At 60.3% G+C, this 21849-nt stretch carries 22 protein-coding genes and 1 tRNA gene; 8 read left to right on the forward strand and 15 right to left on the reverse strand.

Going from position 1 to position 21849, the window contains the following annotated elements:
• A partial coding sequence (locus NW840_RS13115; RefSeq protein ID WP_414344737.1) for a phosphomannose isomerase type II C-terminal cupin domain occupies positions 1–343 on the reverse strand: 343 nt, incomplete at its 3' end.
• 267 nt (positions 344–610) lie between these two features.
• On the opposite strand from NW840_RS13115, the gene NW840_RS13120 reads away from it, so the two are divergent.
• From NW840_RS13120 to NW840_RS13135, 4 genes are all read left to right on the forward strand, one after another.
• Complete coding sequence (locus tag NW840_RS13120) at positions 611–2251, forward strand: hypothetical protein (protein WP_414344738.1); 1641 nt, start codon at positions 611–613, stop codon at positions 2249–2251.
• Positions 2248–3378, forward strand: coding sequence for a hypothetical protein (locus NW840_RS13125; protein WP_414344739.1), 1131 nt, complete (start codon positions 2248–2250; stop codon positions 3376–3378). Before NW840_RS13120 ends, NW840_RS13125 begins: the two co-directional genes overlap by 4 nt.
• 94 nt (positions 3379–3472) lie before the next feature.
• The gene (locus tag NW840_RS13130; RefSeq protein WP_414344740.1) at positions 3473–4330 is read left to right on the forward strand and encodes a hypothetical protein; all 858 of its coding nucleotides are present in this window, start codon (positions 3473–3475) and stop codon (positions 4328–4330) included.
• A gap of 100 nt (positions 4331–4430) precedes the next feature.
• The gene (locus tag NW840_RS13135) at positions 4431–5273 is read left to right on the forward strand and encodes a universal stress protein (protein WP_414344742.1); all 843 of its coding nucleotides are present in this window, start codon (positions 4431–4433) and stop codon (positions 5271–5273) included.
• Positions 5274–5281: 8 nt separating this feature from the next.
• Here NW840_RS13135 and NW840_RS13140 read toward each other — a convergent pair whose 3' ends face one another.
• The 4 genes from NW840_RS13140 to prmA form a co-directional block, all read right to left on the reverse strand.
• Complete coding sequence (locus NW840_RS13140; protein WP_414344744.1) at positions 5282–6850, reverse strand: hypothetical protein; 1569 nt, start codon at positions 6848–6850, stop codon at positions 5282–5284.
• The gene (hisS, locus tag NW840_RS13145; RefSeq protein WP_414344746.1) at positions 6844–8142 is read right to left on the reverse strand and encodes a histidine--tRNA ligase; all 1299 of its coding nucleotides are present in this window, start codon (positions 8140–8142) and stop codon (positions 6844–6846) included. Before hisS ends, NW840_RS13140 begins: the two co-directional genes overlap by 7 nt.
• Positions 8143–8239: 97 nt before the next feature.
• A complete protein-coding gene (locus NW840_RS13150) occupies positions 8240–9088 on the reverse strand; it encodes a 16S rRNA (uracil(1498)-N(3))-methyltransferase (protein ID WP_414344747.1) in 849 nt (282 codons plus the stop codon).
• Complete coding sequence (gene prmA, locus NW840_RS13155; RefSeq protein ID WP_414344762.1) at positions 9064–9954, reverse strand: 50S ribosomal protein L11 methyltransferase; 891 nt, start codon at positions 9952–9954, stop codon at positions 9064–9066. Before prmA ends, NW840_RS13150 begins: the two co-directional genes overlap by 25 nt.
• A 467-nt stretch (positions 9955–10421) precedes the next feature.
• On the opposite strand from prmA, the gene NW840_RS13160 reads away from it, so the two are divergent.
• Entirely contained in the window at positions 10422–11282 is an 861-nt protein-coding gene (locus tag NW840_RS13160; protein ID WP_414344749.1) for a hypothetical protein, read from the forward strand.
• Here the strand turns inward: NW840_RS13160 and NW840_RS13165 are convergent.
• Positions 11279–12028, reverse strand: coding sequence for a phycocyanobilin:ferredoxin oxidoreductase (locus NW840_RS13165; RefSeq protein WP_414344751.1), 750 nt, complete (start codon positions 12026–12028; stop codon positions 11279–11281). The two genes, NW840_RS13160 and NW840_RS13165, sit on opposite strands and share 4 nt — an antisense overlap.
• Positions 12029–12193: 165 nt before the next feature.
• A tRNA-Ser gene (locus NW840_RS13170) sits at positions 12194–12280 on the reverse strand.
• A gap of 151 nt (positions 12281–12431) precedes the next feature.
• Here NW840_RS13170 and panB point away from each other — a divergent pair.
• Positions 12432–13217, forward strand: a complete 786-nt coding sequence (gene panB, locus NW840_RS13175; protein ID WP_414344752.1) for a 3-methyl-2-oxobutanoate hydroxymethyltransferase — start codon at positions 12432–12434, stop codon at positions 13215–13217.
• Positions 13218–13333: 116 nt separating this feature from the next.
• Here panB and NW840_RS13180 read toward each other — a convergent pair whose 3' ends face one another.
• Entirely contained in the window at positions 13334–13762 is a 429-nt protein-coding gene (locus tag NW840_RS13180) for a hypothetical protein (RefSeq protein WP_414344754.1), read from the reverse strand.
• Between the two features lie 156 nt (positions 13763–13918).
• Between NW840_RS13180 and NW840_RS13185 the strand changes: the two genes are divergently transcribed.
• A complete protein-coding gene (locus NW840_RS13185; RefSeq protein WP_414344756.1) occupies positions 13919–15526 on the forward strand; it encodes a hypothetical protein in 1608 nt (535 codons plus the stop codon).
• Here the strand turns inward: NW840_RS13185 and NW840_RS13190 are convergent.
• The 4 genes from NW840_RS13190 to NW840_RS13205 all read right to left on the reverse strand — a co-directional run bounded on the left by NW840_RS13190 (position 15520) and on the right by NW840_RS13205 (position 18631).
• Positions 15520–16728, reverse strand: coding sequence for a glycosyltransferase (locus tag NW840_RS13190; RefSeq protein WP_414344757.1), 1209 nt, complete (start codon positions 16726–16728; stop codon positions 15520–15522). The two genes, NW840_RS13185 and NW840_RS13190, sit on opposite strands and share 7 nt — an antisense overlap.
• Before the next feature lie 29 nt (positions 16729–16757).
• Positions 16758–17171 (reverse strand): PH domain-containing protein, encoded by a 414-nt coding sequence (locus NW840_RS13195; protein WP_414331919.1) that lies wholly within the window; start codon positions 17169–17171, stop codon positions 16758–16760.
• Between the two features lie 75 nt (positions 17172–17246).
• Positions 17247–17753, reverse strand: coding sequence for a hypothetical protein (locus NW840_RS13200; RefSeq protein WP_011432348.1), 507 nt, complete (start codon positions 17751–17753; stop codon positions 17247–17249).
• A 62-nt stretch (positions 17754–17815) separates the two neighbouring features.
• A complete protein-coding gene (locus tag NW840_RS13205) occupies positions 17816–18631 on the reverse strand; it encodes an ion transporter (protein WP_414344758.1) in 816 nt (271 codons plus the stop codon).
• Positions 18632–18779: 148 nt separating this feature from the next.
• On the opposite strand from NW840_RS13205, the gene NW840_RS13210 reads away from it, so the two are divergent.
• Positions 18780–19373: a Maf family protein gene (locus tag NW840_RS13210; protein ID WP_414344760.1), complete on the forward strand. Its 594-nt coding sequence runs from the start codon at positions 18780–18782 to the stop codon at positions 19371–19373.
• On the opposite strand, the gene gatB is transcribed toward NW840_RS13210, so the two are convergent.
• From gatB to NW840_RS13225, 3 genes are all read right to left on the reverse strand, one after another.
• Positions 19370–20842 (reverse strand): Asp-tRNA(Asn)/Glu-tRNA(Gln) amidotransferase subunit GatB, encoded by a 1473-nt coding sequence (gene gatB / locus NW840_RS13215; protein WP_011432351.1) that lies wholly within the window; start codon positions 20840–20842, stop codon positions 19370–19372. The genes NW840_RS13210 and gatB overlap by 4 nt on opposite strands.
• A gap of 149 nt (positions 20843–20991) precedes the next feature.
• Complete coding sequence (locus NW840_RS13220) at positions 20992–21276, reverse strand: acylphosphatase (RefSeq protein WP_011432352.1); 285 nt, start codon at positions 21274–21276, stop codon at positions 20992–20994.
• A complete protein-coding gene (locus NW840_RS13225) occupies positions 21273–21455 on the reverse strand; it encodes a hypothetical protein (protein ID WP_041436250.1) in 183 nt (60 codons plus the stop codon). The genes NW840_RS13220 and NW840_RS13225 overlap by 4 nt, the downstream gene beginning before the upstream one ends.
• Between the last annotated feature and the right edge of the window lie 394 nt (positions 21456–21849).

Raw genomic sequence — 21849 nt, forward strand, 5'->3', positions numbered from 1 at the left:
CGTTTTGCACCTCGATCAACACCAAGGGAAGGGTGCCGGGGTTTTCCAGGCGGTGCTTGGTGCAGGGGGGAATGTAGGTGGACTCGTTGGAGCTCAGCAGCATCACCTCTTCTCCACGGGTAACCTTCGCTATGCCCCTGACCACGATCCAGTGCTCGCTGCGGTGGTAGTGCATCTGCAGGCTGAGCCGATGGCCAGGCTTCACCTCGATGCGCTTGATCTTGTACATCGGGCCTTCATCCAAAACCCAGAAGGATCCCCAAGGACGGGTTTCTGCTTGAGAGGGCACCAGCTCAAGCGCTGGAACTGCTGCTTCATTCACGTCCCGCACAGCCTGCAACATAAGATCATGTCCTTGCAAAGTCACCCTCATTCTCTCTCAGCGTCCGAGACCTCCTCATCGACAATATGGCTGAATTGGCCTACGCCAAAACTCGTAGAAAAAGACTCTCAAGACAGGGAATGCTAATCTAGCCCTGTGTCCAGTTCCCAGACACGTCAGCCCATCCCCATACTTTTTCTGAAACTTGTTCTCATCAGACAACTCTTAAGGCTTGATTCGCTGTTGAATGAGTTGCCTTCTAACTTCTTGAAGTCGTTAAAGCAACCCATGTTTCTCACTAAGCTCAGGGCTTTCTTGCGGCTCTTCGGGTCTACCGGGATCCTGTTTCTGCTGCTGGCTAGCCTTCTGTGGGGTTTGAAGGAAGGCTGGAGCTGGGTGAGCTTGGAGATGCAGTTTCTTGGCTACAAGGGATCCGTAGCGGCCTTGGGGCCGGATCCCCGCCTGCCCGTCGTGGGCACCACTTTTCCCCCTTCGCTGGTGCTGGCTACGGCCATTCTGGGACGATCCCCGCTGTTGCTGCAGACCATCTTGGGCTCTTTGCTGCTGGGCTGGACGTGGCGGCAGTTGCGCGGCTTGCCGGTGGAAGTGGGATGGCGCTGGCTGTGGGGTTTGTTGATGATGCTGCAGCCGGCTTTGATCTTGATGCTGCTGCGCAGCCCCGCTTGGACGGCCACCTCGCTTTTGCTGGGGGTAAACATGGCCTTGTTGTTTCCCCTGGCTGACGAGAAACGAGCAGCGGGGAAGTCAGTGGCGGCAGGGGATGAGCTGCCTATTACCCTGAGGCTGCTGCTCGTTGGGCTGGCGCTGGGGCCCCTGATGGTGCTGCGCTGGGAAAGCGGATGGCTGCTGCCCTGGGCGGGGATGCTGCTGCTGGTGGCCTTTCGCCGAGAAGTCTGGGGGTTTCGCTGGGCCTCGCTGTTGGTGGCCGGCTTTGTCAGCCTAGCCTTGATCCTGAGCTGGCTGTATGTGAATTGGCTGTCGGTAGGGGATCCCTGGGCTTTCACCTACCAGGTGGGCAGCGGTCTGCGGCTGCCGCAATTGCGGGAAGACTTGCAGCAGGCGGGTGGCTGGCGGGGGGTGCTGGAGGCTGGGAAATGGCTGGCGGTGCTGGCCCCTGCCTATCTGCTGTTGGGGCTGGGATCCCTGCTGGGCCGAGGCCCGGGTCGCTGGGTATGGGCTCTGGTCTGGGGGATGCCGCTGGTCATCCTGCTGGCTTCTCTAGGGCAGGGGCTGTTTTTGCGGGAGCTGAGCCGCTTTGGCCTTTTCTGGGTGCCGCTGCCTTTGCTGATGGGCGCCTACTTGTGTCGCGGAGCCGGCCCCGGCTGGGCTAAGCGCCTGTTGATCACTGCCCTCTTGGGGTTGAACTGCCTCACTGCCGGTTATGGGGTGAGCCAAGAGCCGGGTTTCCTCATGCCCCTGGTGGCCGAGGAGCGGGATCTCTGGGAGCGGCTGGTGGCAGGGGTAGTGCCCCTTAGTGGCGAGTTGGAAGCTGCCCAAAACCTGTATGAAGTAACCTCTGCTGGGCAAGCCCTAGAAGACTGGCGGAGGCTGCGGCAGGAAAAGCGCCAGGTTGGGCAGTATCTCTATCGCCACCTGTTGCCCGGACAAAAAGTGCTGGTGGACGACGACATCCACTTTGAGGCTATCTTTTGGGCAAGGGATCCCCGCTCTTTCCTTACTCCTCACCAGTACGAGTTTGCCCTGGCCCTTCAGCATCCCCAGGAAAGGGTGGACTACCTCTTGGTAGCGGGGCTGGCGGATCCCTTGCGGAGCGCCGATCGCATCCTGCAATTTTGGCCTGAGCTCAATTTTGAGGGGCTGCCGGGCTTCAGGGAGGTTTATAGCTCCCCCCAAGTGCGGCTGTGGGCTCGCCAACACCAAGAGGAACCGCAGGAGGAGAGGAGATGAAAAGGAGACGATCCTGGCAGCGGCGACAGGTGCTGCAAGCGGGCGGAGCGCTGCTGGCTGCCTATGGGGTTGCCGGCTGTGGCCAGGAGTTTTTGAGTCAGCAGGGGAGTCGCAGCCCGGAAAATGCCGAGACGGGAAGCATGAACTTGTCAGAGCTGCTGGCCCGCTGGCAGGTGGGCATTGGCGAGGATCCCGGTCGCTTCCTCTGGGAAATCGAGTCGGATCCGCAGGTGGCGGCAGTGGCGCAGGGGTGGGATCCCCATTTCCTGAGCGGCTGGCTGAACAGCTTTGATCACCGCCAGGGGGATCTCTCCTTTTGGCGCAACTGGCACCAGGCCGGGCTTTTGCGGCAGTGGTTTGAGCGGGGCTATACCCTCCACATCATCACCTGGGAAGACGACACCCACCGCCCCTGCGGCGACTACCACATCTCCAAGCAGTTTGTCCAGGATGTAGCCGAATTGGCCGGCTATATCGCTCAAGCCAACCCCCAAGGCCGCCCTACCTATTGGAGCCTGGCCACGGAGTTTTCCTATTGGCGGATCCCAGCAGATACCTACAACGCCGACACTGCTTTCTACTACCAAGCCCTAATGCGCAATGTCCTCACAGCCCGCCAAGCCATCAAGGAGCGGCTGCCGGCAGCCGAAGTAGCCCTGTGCTGGGGGGGCTGGATTGCCACCTTTGACGACCCTTCCCGGGGGGCAGGCCGCAGCATGGTGGAGCCCTTTGCCGAGACCCTGAGCCGGATGGACGGGATCGCCTTCCAGTCGATGCGCCAGCGGCGGCCAGGGGAGTTTAACCCAGAGCTGAACGGCCCGGATCCCGGCAACCCAGAGCAAATCCGCCTCTGTTGCCGCCTGTTTTCCCCTATCCACTCCAACCTGATGTTGGCCCACTACGAGCCCTCCATCAAAGACAAGCACCCCAGTGGCGGACGGGCCGACACCGTCCATACAGACTTTCAGCTCATGAGCCAGCCGGAGTGGCTGCGGGAAGTGTCTCAACTGGGGCTGCGGCACCTGTCCTTGATGCACTACGGCCTGTATAAGGGGGATCCCTTCGGAGCGCTGACCGCCGCTCGCCAATTCCGGGCACAGGTGGGCCTACCGGCTGCCACCTCATAGTTAGCAGTCGTTCCAAAGCCGGTTTTGTCCCGGATCTTGGCCCAGAGCTTAATCCTGGGGATACAATCCCCCTGAAGCTGCCGGGATCCCTGCCATGGAGAAGCTGAGATTTCTAAGGGCAAGCCTGCTGGTGAGTCTGGTGGTCAGCACAATGCCGCCGGAGCTGCCGGCCTGGGCAGGATGCGGTTTTCCCCGCGGTGCCGGCAAGACTTTTTTTTCGCTGCAGCCGGAGGTCTATCGGCCTCGCACCCGCTTTGATCAGGGGGGACGCCTGCAGCCGGCCCTTTCGGAGTACGGAGAAACCCGCCTCAACCTTTTCGCCGAGACTGGCCTTAGCGATCAGCTCACTCTCAACCTCAACACCAGCTACGTTTTCATCGAAAATCGCTTTGCCAGCGGGGCTGACACCGTTACCCAGCGCAACCAGGGCCTGCGGGATCTGGAACTGGGCCTGCGCCATACTTGGGGGAACGGGGATCCCTTCCTTTCGGCCCAATTGACGGCCTTGATCCCGCCGGGATACGCCACCCGAGACATCCCCCTGCCCTTGGGGTACGGTGTTTTCGGCTACGATCTCAAAGTTGGGGTGGCGGCCAATACCCAGTTGGGATCCCTGCCCGCCTTTTTCGACTCCTGCCTCACGTTCCGAGATTACTTGGGCTATCCCGGGGATCGGGTCAAGGCCAACCTGACCTTCGGGGCAGACCTGACTCCTGAGCTGCAGGCCATCCTGGCTTTGGATGGAGATTTTACCTTGGGCAACGGTGCACCTTCGCTGTTTGGAGATTTGGCGGTTCAGGATCCCGACTACGACAACCTCAAGCTTTCGGGCCAGCTCAACTGGCGGTTGGAGGGAGGGTTAACGCTGGGCTTGGGAGGGTTTCAATTCTTGACCGGTCGCAACACCAACGCCGGCGGCGGCTTCACCGGCTATGTGTGGCTAAGTTACTAAACCCAACAAAATGTTGCAGGACATCCCCTACGGTAACAGGGATCCGCAGGGGCAGATCTAGGATGAGTCTTGGCAAACTACGGCCCGGAGAACGGATCCCATGCCTCGATTTGAGAACCTCATTGCCGCCATTGATGGCAGCGGCCCCACTGAGCAAATGGTGCATACCCTTCTGTCTCTGCCGGCCTTTGCCCAGTGCCACGTGACATTGCTGCATGCGGTGCCTTCCCAGACCTCTGCCGAGGAGATGCGGGCTGCCTGGCAAAAGGGGCAGGAACTGCTGGCCCAAACCCTGCAGACTTTCCCCCCCCGCCCAGGGCTAAAGATCAGCACGCAACTGGTGGAAGGGGATCCCAAGGTGGTGGTGCTGCAGGTGGCCGAGTCCCTGCCCAATCCGCTGATTGTGATGGGATCCCGGGGGCGCAACCGCATCATGGCCATTTTGCAGAACTCGGTGAGCCAATATGTGTTCCAGCTCGCCTCCTGCCCAATGCTGCTGGTCAAAGACGACGCCTACGTCAAATACCCCAGCCATGTCATGGTGGCCCTCAACAACTCCCCCGCTGCCCAGGCCGCCTTTGCCACGGCCCTTGACTTGATCTCCGGCATTCAAGGGGCCCAGATCTTCCTGGCCTCTGTGCAGTTGGATGCCGACAACCCAGGCAGAGATGAGGCCCTAGATCGGGCAATCGATACCCTCAAAAACCGGCAAATCGGCCACCAAGTGTTAACTGCCGTCGGGGATCCGGCTACGGAGATTGTCCGCCTGGCTGAAGAAAGCAAGGCCGATCTGCTGGTGATGGGATCCCCGGATCGCCGGCCCAGCATTGCCCGCAGCATTCCCGATTTGGATCGGCTGCTGGGGCGTTCCATCTCCGACTATGTGCGGGTGCACATCGGCTGCCCAGTGCTGATGGTGCGCTCCGTCCAAGACAGCGACTGAGCCAGGCTTCAAGGCAGTATGGAGCGGCGCTCTGTAACTCGGTCACTCTGCTGCTGACGATCCGGGCTGACGGCCCAAGCTTCAAAGATCAGCTCAGGGACTCCGGGAGGGATGGTCATGCGGGTGAGGGCTTGCCACTGCCCCTGCTCGTCACGGGAGAAGTCCAGCAACCAGCGGGGGCCATCCACCAACGAGCGGGTGCGGCCATGCTTGACCCAAAACTTGATCCAAAAAGGGGCTTGATGGCCTGCAGCAGGGTTGGTCGTGGGGGGCAAGCGCAACACCACATCGAAATTGTCTCCGGCTCGGAGTTGCTCGGGCACCACCAGTTGGGGAGTTGGACAAACCCCAGGCGGAGCGGGGGGCAGCAGCGAGTTTTCAGAGGGAGCTACAGGGCTACTCGGGATCCCGGCTGCCGCTTGCGTTGGCAAGATGGCCTCAGCTTGGGGTGGTGGGGAAGGGGAGGAGATGGGCGATGGCAACTCTGCCGTCTCTGCTTCGGGTAGGGGCTGAGCGGAGGGGTTGGGCGCAGATGGCAGGGGATCCTTTTCCGGGAAGGAGCGGAGGGCTTGGGTCTCGGCGGGCTGAACGGGCGAAGCTGAGTCCTCCTCTCGCTGTTGCTCGGCAACGCTGACGGAAATGGGGGCGCTGTGCTGCCAGATGCGCAGCAGCTTTTGCAAGGTTCGTTCGGGAGAGAGCAGGGTTGCGGTCGAGGCAGGACTGGCAGCATCGGCCAGCCTCTCTTCCTCTTGCTGCTGCGGGAGGGGGATCCCTGCGCCAAGAAGTCCTGCCTCTTGGCTGCGACAGCGAATGGAAAAGGGGATGGTCAGGGTCTGAGGCGACGGCTCTGGATCCCACCAGGAGGAGGGAGTAAGGGCCAGTTCTCCCCGTAAAGGACGGGCCCACACTTGGCTGGGCAGGGTGATGGGGATGCTGAACACCGCCGTCCGCGCCCCCGCCGGGAGTTGAATTTGCCGTTGTCCCTGGAAAAGCGGCCTCTCCTCCCCTTCTGGCCAAACCTGTACCCGCAGCTCGCCGCTGCAGCCGATCCGCCCCGTCAACACCAGCACCTCCTCCGGGGATCCCTCCAATTCACTGTGCATTAGGGAAAACAGCTCTGGCGGGATGGCGACCTCTTTTTTCTGGGGGGGCTCAAACCCGGCCTCTTCAGCCACCGGGGCAGGGATCCCTCGTTCCGGCTCCAGAGGGGCAGGCACAACCTGAAAACGGAGACAATTGTCCAACTCGGTTTCACCGAACAGTTCTGCGATCAAGTCGGCATCTCGGCAGTGCAATTCCCAAAACCCAGGGGTGAGGCGGCTGGCAGGCAAAATAATGCCGATCCCTTCATCGTTGGTGCGCACAGAACGGGTTTGGACTTGTGGGGGAGTCGGGGCGGTGTCAGGGCCCTGATTCTGCGACGACAGAGGACGCTGCCGGACTTCCACCGTGATGGTGAAGTGGGGCTGAGGCGAACGGGCAACAATGGTGTAGGTATCTTCTTCCAGAACTGCGCCCTCGGCTGGTACCGGCTGCCAGTCTTCTTGGCCGTCGCGCCGAACCCAGAAATTTAACATAGCTCCATCACCTTAGGTGCTCCGCACTGCTGACCCGAATGGGATGCCAGATACTGAATCAGATCGGCTTGCAAAAGGGTTTGCTGTTGCCCTGTAGGCAGGTGCTTAAGCTGTACCTCTCCGGCTGCAGCTTCCGCATCCCCTAGCACAACAGCCCAAGTTGCGCCGCTGCGGCTGGCCCGTTTGAACTGCTTGCCAAAGGCGCTGCCGCTCAGATCCAGCTCGGTGCAGAAACCAGCTTGGCGCAGCGCTTGAGCGATCCGGAGGGATTGGGCCTCAGCCTTCGCCCCACGGGAGATCACGTAAACCTCGACCGGTGCTGGCGGAGCCTCCCCTTGTTTCTTTTGCAACAGCAGCACCAGCCGCTCCATGCCGACGGCCCAGCCCACCGCTGGGGTAGAAGGTCCGCCCAGCTCTTCCACCAAGCCGTCGTAGCGACCACCCCCACAGACGGTACTCTGGGATCCCAAGTCAGGTGAGACGATCTCAAAGGCGGTGTCGGTGTAGTAGTCCAGGCCCCGCACCAAGTAGGGATCCAACTGGTAGGGAATATCCAACATCTGCAGGTGAGCTTGCACCTGCTCGAAGAAAGCCCGCGATTCTGGGCCGAGGTAATCCGGCAGCTTGGGGGCCCCCTCGGCAATCTCGCGGGTGCGGGGATCCTTGCTATCCAGAATGCGCAGCGGGTTGCGGGTGAGGCGCTCTTGGGAGTCGGGATCCAGCTTTTCCCGCAAGGGGGTGAGGTAGTCCACCAGGGCCTGGCGATAGGCCCGCCGGTCCTGCGGATCCCCCAGGGAATTGAGCCGCAAGCTCAGGTTCTCCGCCCCCACCGCTTGCAACAGCTCCCAGGCCAAGGCGATGACTTCCGCATCGGCGCGGGGATCCCGGCTGCCCAGCAGCTCTACCCCCAACTGGTGGAACTGGCGTTGCCGCCCCGCCTGGGGACGCTCATAGCGAAACATCGGCCCACAATACCAGAGGCGTTGCACATCTCCAGCCGTTTGCAGCCCGTGCTGAATGTAGGCCCGCACCACGCCCGCCGTGTTCTCTGGGCGCAGGCTCACCTCTTGCTCGCCACGGGTGCTGAAGGAGTACATCTCCTTGCCCACCACGTCGGTGGCACTGCCAATGCTGCGGGCAAAGAGCTCCGTCAACTCCAGGATGGGGGTGCGAATTTCTTGGTAGTTGGCCCGTCCCAGGATCTCTCGGGCGCTGGCTTCCACCTGCTGCCAGAGCCGCACCTCCTGCGGCAGAATATCTCGGGTGCCCCGCACCGCCTGGATCGTCTCCATTCCCGTTCTCCCTCGCTAGGGTGGCCTTGGCCGCGCCCGAAACCACGGCCTGCTGTAAAGGACTCCGTCCCGCTCACGTGAACGGCTTCATTATCGATTATCGGCGACAGCGCTCCCCGTCGCTAACGAAGCCCAAGGGCTCTGAATCCAAGCTCCAGTCCAAAAAGGACTCCGTCCGAGTGGCACGAAAGGAGTAGGTGGCGGCAATTTGGCTGGTGGCAACAACAGCGGCGGTGGTAGCTCGCAAGATGGTAGGGCCAAGGGAGACGGACACTCCCCCATATTCCTCAGCCTGCCGACGTTCGGCAACCGTCCAGCCCCCTTCTGGGCCAATGGCTATGGCCAAGGCCGGGATCTGCAGCTTTGGCAGGGCTTGCACCAGCGGGGGCGCTTTGTGCCGAGCCACGGCTATACCCCACCAGAAGGACTCCGTCCGAGTAGCGCGAACGGCTTGCAGCTCCGCCAGCCAACTTGTCCAAGGGGTGGGGGGATCGACCTGAGGCCAGCGCAACCGCTCACATTGTTCTGCGGCCTCCCGCACAATTTTTTGCCAGCGTTCCTGCCGCCCAGATCCCGGTTCCAACACGGTGCGCTCTGTCAGCAGGGGGGTAATTCGCGCCACCCCCAGCTCGGTAACCTGGCGGAGCACCTCGTCAAACCCCTGCCCTTTGACCACCGCCAAGCCCAGATGCAAAAAAACGGGCAATTCCCGCGGCAGCGTCTCCACCTCGCCCACAACTCGGGATCCCTGGGCTTGCCAACGGGCCGCCCACAGCTTGCCTGAGCCGTCCAAAACCAAAAAGAGATCCCCTGGCCTGAGGCGGCGTACCCGCTGCAAGTAGTGCTGTTGCAGACCAGTTAAATGGAGAACACCGCTGGGATCCCGCTGCGCTGGGTCAATCGCCAATCGGGGCAAAGCGCTCAGGTCATGCGTGCGTTCAGACAACACCATTCCCCCCGTCGCCAGAGGGCTGCCACCACCCATTCGTTGGCCTCCAGCATCTCCGCCACCAACTTGGCCTGCTCGATGAGGATGCCGCTGAGGATCAGCCATCCCCCCTCCTTCACCACCAGCCGAAACTCCGGGATCATATCCAGGATCACATCTGCCAGGATGTTGCACACCAGCCCATCCACCATTTCGGGAATCTGCTCCAGGCTGCCCTGAGCGACCACAATGCGATCCGTCAGGCCGTTGAGATCGCGGTTGTGCATCGTGGCTTGCACCGCCAGGGGGTCGATGTCCACCGCAAATACCCGCTTCGCCCCCAGCAGGGCCGCCGCCAACGACAGAATCCCGGATCCACAGCCCACATCGGCCACAGTCACTCCCTCGGCACCCCCGCCGCCCTCCAGGCGCATCTCCAGCGACTCCAGACAGAGCTGCGTGGTGGGGTGAGTGCCCGTGCCGAAGGCCATACCGGGATCCAGCCGCAACAGGTGCCGACCGGGGTGAGGGGGCGGCTCCAGCCAGGCCGGACAAATGAGCAACTTGTCCCCGACCCATTGGGGCTGCCAGTGCTGCTTCCAACTGCTGCTCCAATCTTCCGCCTCTATGCGTTCCCAGCGCAGCTTGGGAACCCGCTGACCGGCAATGAGGGCATCCTGCTGCAGGCGCAGGGAGAGGGCTGCCAAATCCAAGAGGCTGACGTGAGGCCAAGGCAGATAGGCGTGAATGCAAATCTGATCTTCGCCGTGGGCTTGGCTGGTCATGCCCCGACAGCCAAAATTCTCCAGCCGCCAAAAGATCAGGTCTTCTTGGGCAGGGGAGGCGATGAGACTGAGATCCCACCAAGCACCAGCGGGGTCCAGCGCTTGTGCGGGCGAAAACGGAGTGGGATTGGCAACAGTTCTGCTCACAGGGATCCCTTCACAAACCTAAAGGAAAACCAAAGTGATGGCCAACAAGATAGCGCTTCATGTCACCCAGCCGGCCAGCACTCAATGCGGCACTTTAAATTGCAGCGCTCTGCTCAATTCATAGTTTAGGCTTTAAGAGCCTACTCCAGCTATCCCGGCTATCCTAGGATTTGAAGGCTTACGCCGTCGGTTCAGCAGCGAAAAAAGGGGGGGAGCCCCCCCAATTGGGGGATGACCCTCAGCGGCTCTTTGGATGACCAGCTCAGCCCTGTGAGATAGATTAAGTCCAAAAGCATTGAACAAGAATTGGATGCAGCGTTGACATTCGTTCCGAGCCTCAGTGATTTTGCGGATAGATGGGGTTTGGCTAGGGCGTACTGAGCAACGATGGAGAAGGAGCAACGCAGGTGGCGAGGTCGATGTCAACTGATGAGCAATCAGCACAGCAGGGCACTCCCCAGCCCAAGGTGGCTTCTCTAGGAGTTGCCGGGGATCGGGAAGCGCGGAAGAGGGCTGCCCATGAAGATCTTCAGCCGCTCAAAGTCAGCACCCGCAAGGACTCCGTGCCGCTGACGCGATCCGCTCTGATGCGGCGTTTTAACCAGAGCTTTCCGCCTTTTTACAGCCAGTTTGTCAGCAGCGAGGTACAGGCCCAAAATCTGCGCTTGGCTTACACCCTCTACCAGACCCGCAAGGCGGTGGTACAGGTGCAGGACGAAGGTCGCAAGACGGTGGTCTGTCTGGCCTACCGCAACCGACCTTCTCTGCTCAGCGATCTGTTTGGGGTGTTCACTGCTTTTAATCTCTCGGTGCATGGCATTCATCTCTATGGGCAGATCTACTCACCGCACCTGGTGTTTATCCGCACCATTGTCTCCCGCGATGGCCACAGCCTATCTTCCCAAACCAAGCTCAGTCTAGAACGGGCTATTCACGAATGCCTGGCGGGTGTGTTTCGCGTTCACGAAACCTTGGCGCTGGAGTTTGATCTCAAGGCCGGACTAAAAGACGTGCAGGTTTCTTTTTATTTTGACCCGGTGTTTCATTTGCCCACACTTCTGGTGGATGTGGACAACCAGCCGGGCGCGTTTTACCGGGTGATGACGGCCCTCGCGCAGGAGGATTTGACCGTTGTTAACCTCAACTTGATGCTCCGCCGCAAGCAGACGCGCTTTATTTTCTACTTGCTGGGGCCGGATTCAACTCCAGCCATGCCGGAGTTCCTGGGGCAAAAATTGGCGTTGAGCATCCAGCAGCGGCTGCAAGGGGATCCCGCCTAGATCTGCACGGGACTGGGAGGCAAATCGAAAAGGACGGTGTTCATGTAGCGCTCTGCCCAGGCGGGACCGAAGGCTTTTTCCAAAACGCGGCGGGTGCGGTCGTTCTGCTGTTGCTGGCTGCAATAGCGCTGCTGCCCCTGGTAGTGGGCCAAAATCTGGCCGGGATCCGTCTGTGGGGGGATCTGCTGCGCCAGCCGGCAGTGAATTTCCAGGAAACGGCAGGCAAAGTGTAAAAAGCGCTCGGCCTCTGCTTCGTCGGCAGGACGCACGAACAGACAGTAGGGAGAAAAAATCGTGCCCCACTCCGGCAACCGGCGCCGGTGTTGGAAAGGGACGAGATGGGATCCCAACGCTTCCAGCTCTTGGATATAGAGATCGGGCAAGCTGGGGGTCACCGGCGAGAGATCGACAATGGCGGCGCTCACCTGTCCGCGACCGACCACAATGTCGCAACCGAACAGCGGCAGCGGGTACTGCGGCTGCGGAAACATAACGCAATGGAGAATATCCAGGCTTTGCCCGGCCTGGGCCAGCTCCAGGTGCAGTTTGCGAAAGGGATCCCCTTGGTAGCAGCGGTTTTCAATTTGCAATTTCTCACCCTCTAGGCGGCCTTCCACGTAGCCCAGATCTTCAGGCAGAGGATAGGGGGCTAGGGTGAGGGTAGATCCCCAAACGTTCAGGATTGCCTCAGATAAGCCCTGAATGAGCGGATGCAGTTGGGCAGAGAGAGCAGGAGCGGTGAACATAAGACTCTAGAAGAAAGGCCAAGAACCCCATCCAACCTTGACCTTGGCTCCATGCCAAAGTGTTATGGGGGAACCGCACCGCTGATGCGAAGGGCTTGGGTGGGATCCCCAAAAATCCCAGAGGCCCTAGCTGGGCAAGGCGTTCTAAAACTGTATGCCTGAAGACGGAAGGGGTGGGATTCGAACCCACGGTGACCTTGCAGTCACAACGCTTTTCGAGAGCGTCACAATCAACCACTCTGTCACCCTTCCAGTCAGCTGTGGGGCTTTACCATCTTAACGGCAAACCGAGTCTCCTGCTTCTTCCCAGCCTCAAAGCCAAGCTTGCTTCCCCCACGGGATGCGGTTGATGGGAAAGTGCTCCGCACCGCTGGCGGGAACGCCCAGATGAGATCATGGAGATATGGCTGCTCTATCCATTCACCACTTTCGCCAGGCCAAACAGGCGGGTCAACCTTTGGTGGCCCTCACGGCTGCCGACTACGCCACCGCTCAGATTTTGGATCAGGCTGGGATCGACTTGATCCTGGTGGGCGACAGCTTGGCCATGACCAACTTGGGGTATGCCAGCACCCTGCCCCTGACGCTGGAACAGATGCTCCACCATGCCCAGGCCGTGCGCCGCGGGGTAGAACGGGCCTTTTTGGTGGCCGACTTGCCCTTCTTGACTTATCAAGTCCACAAAGAACAAGCTCTCCTCTCAGCAGGGCGGTTGATGAAGGAGGCAGGAGTCAACGGGGTCAAGCTGGAGGGGGGCTACCCCGACATGGTGGAAACGGTGGCCTTTCTGGTGCAGCGGGGGATCCCGGTTTTGGGTCATATCGGCCTCACTCCGCAGGCCAAACATCAACTGGGAGGCTATCGCCAGCAGGGAAAAACCACTCCGGAGGCGGAGCGTCTGCGACAAGAGGCCCTCAGCCTGGAACAAGCAGGGGCATTTGCCCTGGTTCTGGAGCACATGCCGGCGGAATTGGCTGCCCAAATCTCAGCCCAGGTGGGGATCCCAACCCTGGGCATTGGAGCCGGGCCGGCCTGCGATGGGCAGATTTTGGTCACCCACGACCTGCTGGGGCTGAGCGAGCGGCTCCCCCCTTTTGCCAAGGCCTATACCAATTTGAGACAGGCGATCCGAGAAGCAGTGGAAGCTTTCGCCGACGATGTTCGCCAAAAAGTATTTCCCCCCCGCTGATCCCTTTCAAAATCCGGGCAAAAGTGCTACGCCTACGACACCCTATGTTGCTACGCAATGCTTATGGGAACGGGAACCGCACCGCTTTCTCAAGGCTGGGCAAGGATAGGGCGACCTCAGGGATCCCTGAGCAGCACCGTCCCGGTCACCACAGCGCTTTGGCCCAACCGGTCGAAGACCCGCAAACTGACTAGGTAGGAGCCGGGCACCAAGCTTAGGGGAGGACGAATGCGGAAGCGGGTTGTACAAGACACCTCTCCAGACACACAATTCACCTGGGCTGCCGATAGCGTCTGCACCTCGATCCCCGACCACGACACCTGAAACGCCAGCTCCGCCGGGATCCGGCCCGGCACCGATACCGAAACCCCCAGCTCCAAAAAGCCGTTCCGATTCACCACAGAAGGAATATCGCTGCTGGTGATCAAAGGCGGCAGGGGAGTACTGGCCGTCAGCGCATCGGCACCACAACCGACCAAGGCCACACCCAGCAGGCCCAGCACCCATCCCCAAGGTTTGGATCCCAGCTTCATCACAGGGTTCATCTGAAAACTCACCTTCTCAGTATAGAGGGTGGGGATAACAGGCTTAGCGTCCTTTTCGAGAAAAACTAAAAATTCACGCCACATATAGTGGCAAGCTGGATTTTTGCCCAAACCATCTGCTACAGTAAGGCCCATAACCTGTCGAGCAGCCTGGATATGGAAGGGGAAGAGGAGCTAAAAGCCTTGCGGGCGCGGGTGCGCAACCTAGAGCGATCCCTCGCCGAATCGGAAGCGCTGTCATTGCAGCAGATTGAGTGCATCCATCGCCTGGAACATCAACTGCTGGAAGCACAGGCCCAGATTCAAGAGCGGGATCAAGCTTTGCAAGCGTGTCAAGAGGAGAAAGCGCGGCTGGCCCAGCGCCCTACCCCAGAGGCTTTTCAGCTTCAGCAACAGCACATCGAAGAACTGCAGAATCTCCTGTGGGAAATGGAGCGCCGTCCAACGCTGGAGCACTACCACATTCTGCAGCAGCAGTTGCAAACCAGTCAGACGGAAATTGAAACCCTCAAGGCGGAATTGCAGCGGCGCGTCGATCCGGCCCGATTTTACCAACTGCAGCAGGAGCTCCTGGAGCTGAAACAGCAGGCCAACCAATTGGGAGAATACGCCGTCAAGTTGCCGCAGGTGCAGCTTTTGCAAGCCCAACTGCAGCTCCGTGTACAGCAGCTAGAGGAGGAAAAAGCACAATTGCAAGCGCAAATCCAAGAGTTGGCTGCTCGACCTTCTGCACAAGAACTGGAAACCCTACGGGCGGAGCTAGAGGCTGCCCACCGCCAAGCGGAAGCCGAATGGCAGCGTTTGAAGACCCATCTGGAAACCGAAAAGGCACACATGGAAGCTGACCTGAACACCGCCCGGCAACGTATTCGCGAACTGGAAGAGCGTCCTACCCCAGAGCAATGGGCACGCTTGCAGGCGGAGCTGGATCATCTGCGCCAACAGGCCTCTTTTGCCAAGGCCGAGCGGGCCACCTTGCTGGAAGAGCTGCAGCAGAGTCAGCGGCAGCAGGCCGAGCAAGCCCAACAGATTGCCAAGCTGGAAGCGGAAGCAGCCCAGGCCGCCCACCTCAGGGAAACAGAGTCCTCACAGGCGCAGCGAATCCTTGCCCTGGAGGAGCAGGTGCAGGCTTTGACCCGCGAGCTTGGTGCTTTGCGAGCCGAGCGGGATCAGCTCATGCAAGAGTTGGCCCAGCGTCCCACCCTTGCCCAGTGGCAGGAAGTTCAGCAGCAGGTGCAGGACACCCGAGAAAGCCTGGAAGCAGCCCGGCGGGGGCGAGAACTGGCCGAGGCCCATCATCTGGTCAGCCAAAAGCAAATCGAGAAGTTGCAGCAGCAGGTGATGGCTTTGAAAACCGAGTGTGTGCAGGCCCACGCCTACGCGCAAACCCAAGAAAAGGAAGTGGCCCTGCTGCAGCAGCGCAATCAAGAACTGGAAGAGCAACTGGCCACACTGCGTCAGTCGGCCTCCGCTTCCCCTCAGCCAGCGGTTGTCGAGCCCAGGTCGAATCATCGGGCCCAGGAACGGATTCCTGCCGCGGCTGACGAGTCTGCTCCTTCCCCGGCCACCACCTGGAGAACACCCACCCCAGGGATCCCGCCGCTCACCCTGGACGAGCGGGAAGAAAGTGCCCCGCTCGGCTGGCGCCAACGGACAGAAAGGCTCCTGAAACGCTCCGCTTTGGCCGCTTCACGGGCAGGAGGGGAAACGGGCAGTCGCAACCGGATTGAGTTGCCGACTTTTGTGCAGCGGCGGCCCTACTGAGCGCTCCATTCTCGGGGATCCAACCGTTCTCCAGCTTGAAAACGAGGCCAAGCCCAGCGCAACAGGGCTCCCAGCTGGGCATGAAACCGCTCTGGGGCAAATTGCAGAGCATGGGCCCGAATCCGCTGCGGATCCCATTCCTGTCGATCCGCCTGCCGCAGCCCTTCCACCAGCGCTTCCACACTGGCCTCGGGAATGAGGATGCCGGTTTGGCCGTGGATGACCGTCTCTTGGGCACCTCCCCGGTTGAGGGCAACCACGGGGCGGCCGCAGGCCTGGGCCTCCACTGCCACTAGGCCAAAATCCTCCTCCCAGGGGAACAGCAGCAGCCGGCAATTGGCTAGCAGTTCCCGGAAACGATCGGGGGGCTGATGGGGCAAAAACTCCACCTGCGGCCCCGCCAGTCGCTTGAGCCGAGCCAGCTCCGGCCCTTCGCCCACAACCAGCAGCCGACGACCCAGCCGTTCACAGGCGGCAATCGCCAGATCCACCCGTTTGTAGGGCACCAGTCGGCCTGCCACCAGGTCATAATCGGCGCTGGGATCCGCCACCGGCTCCAACCCCTGCAGCGGAACGGGCGGATAAATGACCACAGCCTCGCGGCGATAGAGCTTGGCAATGCGGCGGCGAATGTGCTGGGAGTTGGCGATCAACAGATCTGGACGTTGAGCTGCCAGAAAATCCCATTGGCGCAAGCGGTGCAGCAGCCATTGGCCAATTGCGCCAACAGGCCCGCTTCTCCCCAGCCCTTCTCGCTGCAGATACAGCTCCCGGTTCTCCCAGAGGTAACGGGTGGGGCTGTGGATGTAGCTCAGGTGCAGGGTAGAGGCTCCCGTCAGGATCCCTTTGGCAAAGGCGTGGCTGCTGGAGATCACACAGTCATACCCCGAAAAGTCGAAGCTCTCGTAGGCCAACGGCATCCAGGGCAGCAGATACTTGAGGCGGGCGTGGTAGTCAGGGCGCAACACCCCCAGCCACTTGGCCCAGCCTTGCAAAAAAGAGGTGTGAATCGACAGCTCCTGCCAGCTCGGCGGCAGGGTGTGAGCCGAGAAGAGACTAACGTAAAGGGGGGCCTGTGGGGCAAAAGCCACCAGCTCCTGCAAAACCTTTTCCGATCCCCCCGGCCAGATCAGGTACTCGTGCACCAGGGCCAGGCGCTCAGGCCAAGCGGGATCCCGGCTGGGAAGAGTGGGGACAGCCACAGGAAGGGATCCCCAAGGCTCAGGCACTGTCAGGACTTGGCAGAGCGGCGTTTTTTGCCAATTGGGCCGCTCACCTGCTTGGCTTTCTCGTCGATCCGCTCGTTGATGTAGTTGTAGATCTCGCGGAAGCGAGGCAGGGCCCGCATCTCCAGGCGACTGCCGTCCTTGAGGGTGAGCACCATGTCTCCCCACACGCCCAAGCCACGGGGCACCATAACCACCTTGGCGATCTCGCTGTAGATCACGTCTGAGCGCTCCTTGCCGCCCCACCCCCCGATCACGGTGATGCGACGATTGGTAATCCGATAGTGTACCCACAGCTTGCGCACCAGTGCCCCCACAAACAGAGGCAAGCCGACAAGCGTAGCCCCAATGAAGGAGTTCAGCACCAAATCGCCGCTGTGGGGGCCGCCCTCAAAAAAAACCTCCTCTTGCACCGCCATGCAGAGCACCGTCCGGTTGTTTAGAGTGTTGCCGTTAACGATCTTAAACGATTTCTCAGCTTTCCCCAACTGGGGCTAACGGCAGGTTCGGGATTGGGTCAGCCTTCGGACGGCTTGTAGGGAACGGCAGGTGGCCAAGACCAGGTAAACAAACAACACCATCACCACCACCGCCACCGCTGCGGCTCCGGCATTACCCAGCCAGCCCCACCCTTCCAGCCCCGTCAGGGCCACCAAAGCCCAAGAAGCCGGGTGCAGCATTCCCCCCAACAGGAGAATTTGCGAGAGCATTTGCCCAGCCGTAAAGCGGGATCCCAGCACCACCAGGGCCAGTCCGCCGCCGATGTTGATCAACCCCATGTTGCCCAAAAAGGCGTAGCAAATGTGCCAGGCGTACTTTTGTTTGGGCACCTCCTGCCAGAGGAGGGGCTCGGCAGGGATCCCCGAAGCCTCCTGGGGGGCGAGCGGCAACGGCTGAACTTGGCTGAGGATCCAGCCGAGGACAATGGCGGCAACCAGCATCGCCACGCCCGCCTTCACGTTCAGCTTGCCGGGGATGGTTAGCTCGGGGTGGGCCAACATCGCAGATCCTCCTGCAACCCGTCCTAGCCTATCCTGTCTTTGCCCCAAATTGGCCAACAGCCTCAATCCCTTGGATAGAGCAGTGTGCCGCAGCGCTTGCAGAATTGGGCATCCCCATCGTGCTGGGAGAGGCCACAGCCTGGGCAGGCCCACTGTACCGAGTTGCCGCTTTTTACCAGTTGCTTGATCAACTCCCCCACTTGCCAAGGGATCAGGGCTATGCCCGTCAAGATCATCAACACTGTCAGCAGCCGGCCCAGCTCAGAAGTGGGGGTGAGATCCCCAAACCCCACCGTGGTCATGGTAACGACGGAAAAGTAGAAAGCATCCAAAAAGGTGGCAAAAGCGCCAGGATTCACTGGATGTTCTACCTGGTAGATCAGCCCAGAGTAGACGAAAACAATGGCAAAGAGGGTGAAGAAAATGCGCAGCAAAATGCGGCTATCGGCGGAGATCACTTGCCCAAACAGGGTTTTGCCCTCCACCAAGCGCAGCAGCCGCAGGATGCGAAACCAGCGCAAGAGGCGAATGAAGCGAATATCGGTTAGCCCGGCAAAAAAGGGCAAAATGGCCAGCAAATCGATGAGTGAATAGAGGCTGAAGACGTAGCGCAGCTTTTGCGGGGCCGCCGCCAGGCGGAGCAGATATTCCACCACAAACAGGCCGAGAATGAGGCGATCCACCCGCTCCAGCCCAAGACGCACCTCAGGGGGAACGGGATAGGTTTCCACCACAAAGAAGGTGGACGAACAGAAAACCAGCGCCGCCACCAGCAAGTTCACCCAGCGGCTTTCCGGAGTGTCTTGATCCCCCCAATAGCGCTGGAGGATCCCAGAATGGGCAAGATCGAGATCAGCTTGGGTGGGGAGAGTGGTCACAAACGGGATCCAGCTGGGAAGATATCGAGAGAGTTTCCTTTCAACGCCCATCAGGCGCATACTAACTAAGCTAATGGAAACTAGCTCACAGAGCGAACTTCCCCTAAGCAAACGTCCAGGCTTTGGGTGTTAATTAGGTGTTGAGTCGATGTTGCCTCCTATCGTACTGGCCTCGCAATCCCCTGCCCGCCGCCAATTGTTAAAGGCTGCCGGGATCCCCCATCGCGTTCAACCCAGCTACTTCGACGAAAGCCAAATCAAAAGCTCAGATCCCGTGGAGCTGGTGCAGAAGCTGGCCTCGGCGAAAGCCGAAGTGGTGGCGGCCCAGCAACGGGAGCCCGTCTTGGTTGTGGGGGCCGACTCTGTGCTCTACCTAAATGGCGAGATCCTAGGTAAGCCGCCCAATGCCCTAGAGGCGGAACGGCGCTTGCGGCAAATGCGGGGCGAAGTGGGAGAGCTCTACACAGGCCATGCCTTAATTGACACGAAGCAGAACCGCCGCCTCACCCACTATGCGGTGACGCGGGTGTTTTTTGCCAAGCCCAGCGACGAGGAGATCCGCGCCTATGTGGCCACCGGTGAGCCGCTCAATTGTGCTGGCTGTTTTGCCATCGATGGCCGCGGCAGCCTGTTTGTGGAGCGGATCGAGGGGTGCCCCGGCAATGTGATCGGGCTGAGCTTGCCCCTGCTGCGGCGCATGATGCAGGAGTTGGGCTATTCCCTCACCGATGCTTGGAGCTAGCCGTCGAGGTGTTGCTTGAGCAGGTCGTTGGCCAGCTTTGGATCTGCCCGTCCCTGAGTTTTTTTCATCAATTGCCCGACAAAGTAGCCGAAGAGCTTGGTTTTGCCCCCCCGATACTGCTGCAGTTGCTCGGGGTTTTCTGCCAGCACCTCGGCGATCATCTGCCCCAGCAGAGCGCTATCCGAGATTTGGGTCATGCCCTTAGCTTCCACCAGGGCGCGGGCCGATCCCCCTTTTTCCAGCAGTTCCGGCAGGATCTCCTTGGCGATTTTGCTGGAGATGGTGCCCTGCTCGATGAGGCCAATCAGCTCGGCCAGGGTTTCCGGCTTCAGGGCAATGTCGGGATAGTCCAGCTTGTGGGTGTTGAGGTAGCTGGCGATGTCGCTCATCATCCAGTTGGCGGCTGCTTTCGGGTCGGCACCGGCGGCGATCACGGCTTCAAAGTATTCGGCGGTGTTGCGTTCATCGCTGAGGTAGCGGGCATCGTACACCGAGAGGCCGTACACCTCCTGGTAACGTCGCCGCTTCACACCGGGCAATTCCGGCAGCTCTGCCTGCCAGCGGGTTTTCTGCGCTTCGGTAACGCGAATGGGCGGCAGATCGGGCTCGGGGAAATAGCGATAGTCGCTGGATCCCTCTTTCTTGCGCATGCTGATGGTGCGCTGGCTGTTTTCTTCCCAGAGGCGGGTCTCTTGCACGATCCGCTCGCCCGCCTCCACAGCCTTGACTTGGCGGTTGAACTCGTACTCGATGGCCCGTTGGATGGCGTTGAAGGAGTTCATGTTTTTAATTTCCACCTTCGTGCCAAAGGTCTGGGATCCCAGCGGACGCACCGAGATGTTCACATCACAGCGCAGGGATCCCTCCTGCAGGTTGCCATCGCACAGCCCGGCATAGCGCAGGATGCGGCGCAGCTCTTGCACGTACTCTGCCGCTTCTTCCCCGCTGCGGATGTCCGGCTCGCTGACGATCTCGATGAGGGGAACCCCCGCTCGGTTGAAATCCACCAAAGAGTAGCTGGATCCCGATAGGCGGTCGCTGCCAGCGTGGACCAGCTTGCCCGCATCTTCTTCCATGTGCAGACGGGTGATGCCGATGCGCTTGGTGCGACCGTCGCTGAGCTGGATCTCGATCCAGCCGTGGGTGGCAATCGGCAGGTCGTATTGCGAGATTTGGTAGTTTTTGGGCAAGTCGGGGTAAAAGTACTGCTTGCGGTCGAACTTGCTGTAGGGGGCAATGGTGCAATTCAAGGCCAAACCCGCTTTGACCGCGTACTCCAGCACCTTTTCGTTGAGCACCGGCAGGGTGCCGGGCAGGCCCATGCAGATGGGGTCAATCTGGGTGTTGGGGGGAGCGCCAAAGGCTGTCGCGCTGCTGGAGAAGATCTTGGAGCGAGTGCTGAGCTGGCAGTGAACTTCCAGCCCAATCACAGCTTCGTATTGCACTTTGGCGGGGGCAGCAACAGTCATGGGATAGGAAAAACTGGCGGTGTAACCATTCTAGTGTGACCTTGCAGGGATCCCAGCTCACAGACAGTTTCTGGGGACGGCAGCCCAGAACCCAGGACGAGGCCGGAGCAGCCCAGCTTGAAGCAGATCCTCAGAACAGCGAAACTTCCTCAAACGGTAGGGCGAATCTCAAAAGTGGGTAGACCTTCCGGCGGCTCGGAACGTTGCTCAATGGCCTCCACAACCGAACCGGGGCTGCCCTGTTGGCACCAGCGCAGCATGGCCTCCACCGCAGCAGGGGATCCTTCAAAAACAGCCTCTACACGACCATCCCGCAAATTGCGCACCCACCCTTGAACACCCGCATGGAGAGCCATCGCTTCGGTGTGGGCTCGAAACCCCACGCCCTGAACCCGCCCCCGTATCCAGACGTGAACGCGAACCCTGTCACTCATGCCGACGGGGATCCCTCCGTTGTGCTGCAGGGTTCTGGCGACTCGGTCGGCTCCTCCGGAGTCTCTGAGGTCTGCCGATCCAGCCACCCCACAAGAACGTTGACCAGGGCAACCAAGCCTAGGAGCCCCAGCGAGATCCCACAGGCATACCCAATCGCTTGCCACAGCACGGAAGACATGAACCCAACCTCACGAACGCTTGTGCAGAGGATCCCACCCTTCATGCACCGTGACATCCTCCCGGCGCTCGTCCTACGGACAGAGCGCGGGCCACCCTTCCCGTCAGCAGGACGGAGTCCTTACCTCGCGGCTGGGCATTCCTGCCCCACGCCACTTGTCTGGGTCTACAACCCCCGACAAAACGACTGGACAGGTGGTTCCCCTTCCCCAGCCTTCCTGGCTACTGCCAGCTTGCAAAACAAGTCTAATCCACAGGGAACGGTGCATCGGCAGGCAGGATGGACTCCTGCACCCAGGAACCCCTGTCCACCGGACAAGAGCAAGAGGCATCTGGATCAATCCGGTACTTGTAGGTTACCGCCAGCATAAGTAGGTTTTACTACAGATTTCGCT

Source organism: Synechococcus sp. R5-13 (assembly GCF_047462015.1).
Classification (GTDB): Bacteria; Cyanobacteriota; Cyanobacteriia; order Thermostichales; family Thermostichaceae; genus Thermostichus.

Excerpts from the sequence above, each read along its gene's own strand:
- NW840_RS13120 (WP_414344738.1), top strand. The coding sequence starts at position 611 with ATGTTTCTCACTAAGCTCAGGGCTTTCTTGCGGCTCTTCGGGTCTACC.
- NW840_RS13125 (WP_414344739.1), top strand. The coding sequence starts at position 2,248 with ATGAAAAGGAGACGATCCTGGCAGCGGCGACAGGTGCTGCAAGCGGGC.
- NW840_RS13130 (WP_414344740.1), top strand. The coding sequence starts at position 3,473 with ATGGAGAAGCTGAGATTTCTAAGGGCAAGCCTGCTGGTGAGTCTGGTG.
- NW840_RS13135 (WP_414344742.1), top strand. The coding sequence starts at position 4,431 with ATGCCTCGATTTGAGAACCTCATTGCCGCCATTGATGGCAGCGGCCCC.
- NW840_RS13140 (WP_414344744.1), bottom strand. The coding sequence starts at position 6,850 with ATGTTAAATTTCTGGGTTCGGCGCGACGGCCAAGAAGACTGGCAGCCG.
- hisS (WP_414344746.1), bottom strand. The coding sequence starts at position 8,142 with ATGGAGACGATCCAGGCGGTGCGGGGCACCCGAGATATTCTGCCGCAG.
- NW840_RS13160 (WP_414344749.1), top strand. The coding sequence starts at position 10,422 with ATGTCAACTGATGAGCAATCAGCACAGCAGGGCACTCCCCAGCCCAAG.
- NW840_RS13165 (WP_414344751.1), bottom strand. The coding sequence starts at position 12,028 with ATGTTCACCGCTCCTGCTCTCTCTGCCCAACTGCATCCGCTCATTCAG.
- panB (WP_414344752.1), top strand. The coding sequence starts at position 12,432 with ATGGCTGCTCTATCCATTCACCACTTTCGCCAGGCCAAACAGGCGGGT.
- NW840_RS13180 (WP_414344754.1), bottom strand. The coding sequence starts at position 13,762 with ATGAACCCTGTGATGAAGCTGGGATCCAAACCTTGGGGATGGGTGCTG.
- NW840_RS13185 (WP_414344756.1), top strand. The coding sequence starts at position 13,919 with ATGGAAGGGGAAGAGGAGCTAAAAGCCTTGCGGGCGCGGGTGCGCAAC.
- NW840_RS13195 (WP_414331919.1), bottom strand. The coding sequence starts at position 17,171 with ATGGCGGTGCAAGAGGAGGTTTTTTTTGAGGGCGGCCCCCACAGCGGC.
- NW840_RS13200 (WP_011432348.1), bottom strand. The coding sequence starts at position 17,753 with ATGTTGGCCCACCCCGAGCTAACCATCCCCGGCAAGCTGAACGTGAAG.
- NW840_RS13210 (WP_414344760.1), top strand. The coding sequence starts at position 18,780 with ATGTTGCCTCCTATCGTACTGGCCTCGCAATCCCCTGCCCGCCGCCAA.
- gatB (WP_011432351.1), bottom strand. The coding sequence starts at position 20,842 with ATGACTGTTGCTGCCCCCGCCAAAGTGCAATACGAAGCTGTGATTGGG.
- NW840_RS13220 (WP_011432352.1), bottom strand. The coding sequence starts at position 21,276 with ATGAGTGACAGGGTTCGCGTTCACGTCTGGATACGGGGGCGGGTTCAG.
- NW840_RS13225 (WP_041436250.1), bottom strand. The coding sequence starts at position 21,455 with ATGTCTTCCGTGCTGTGGCAAGCGATTGGGTATGCCTGTGGGATCTCG.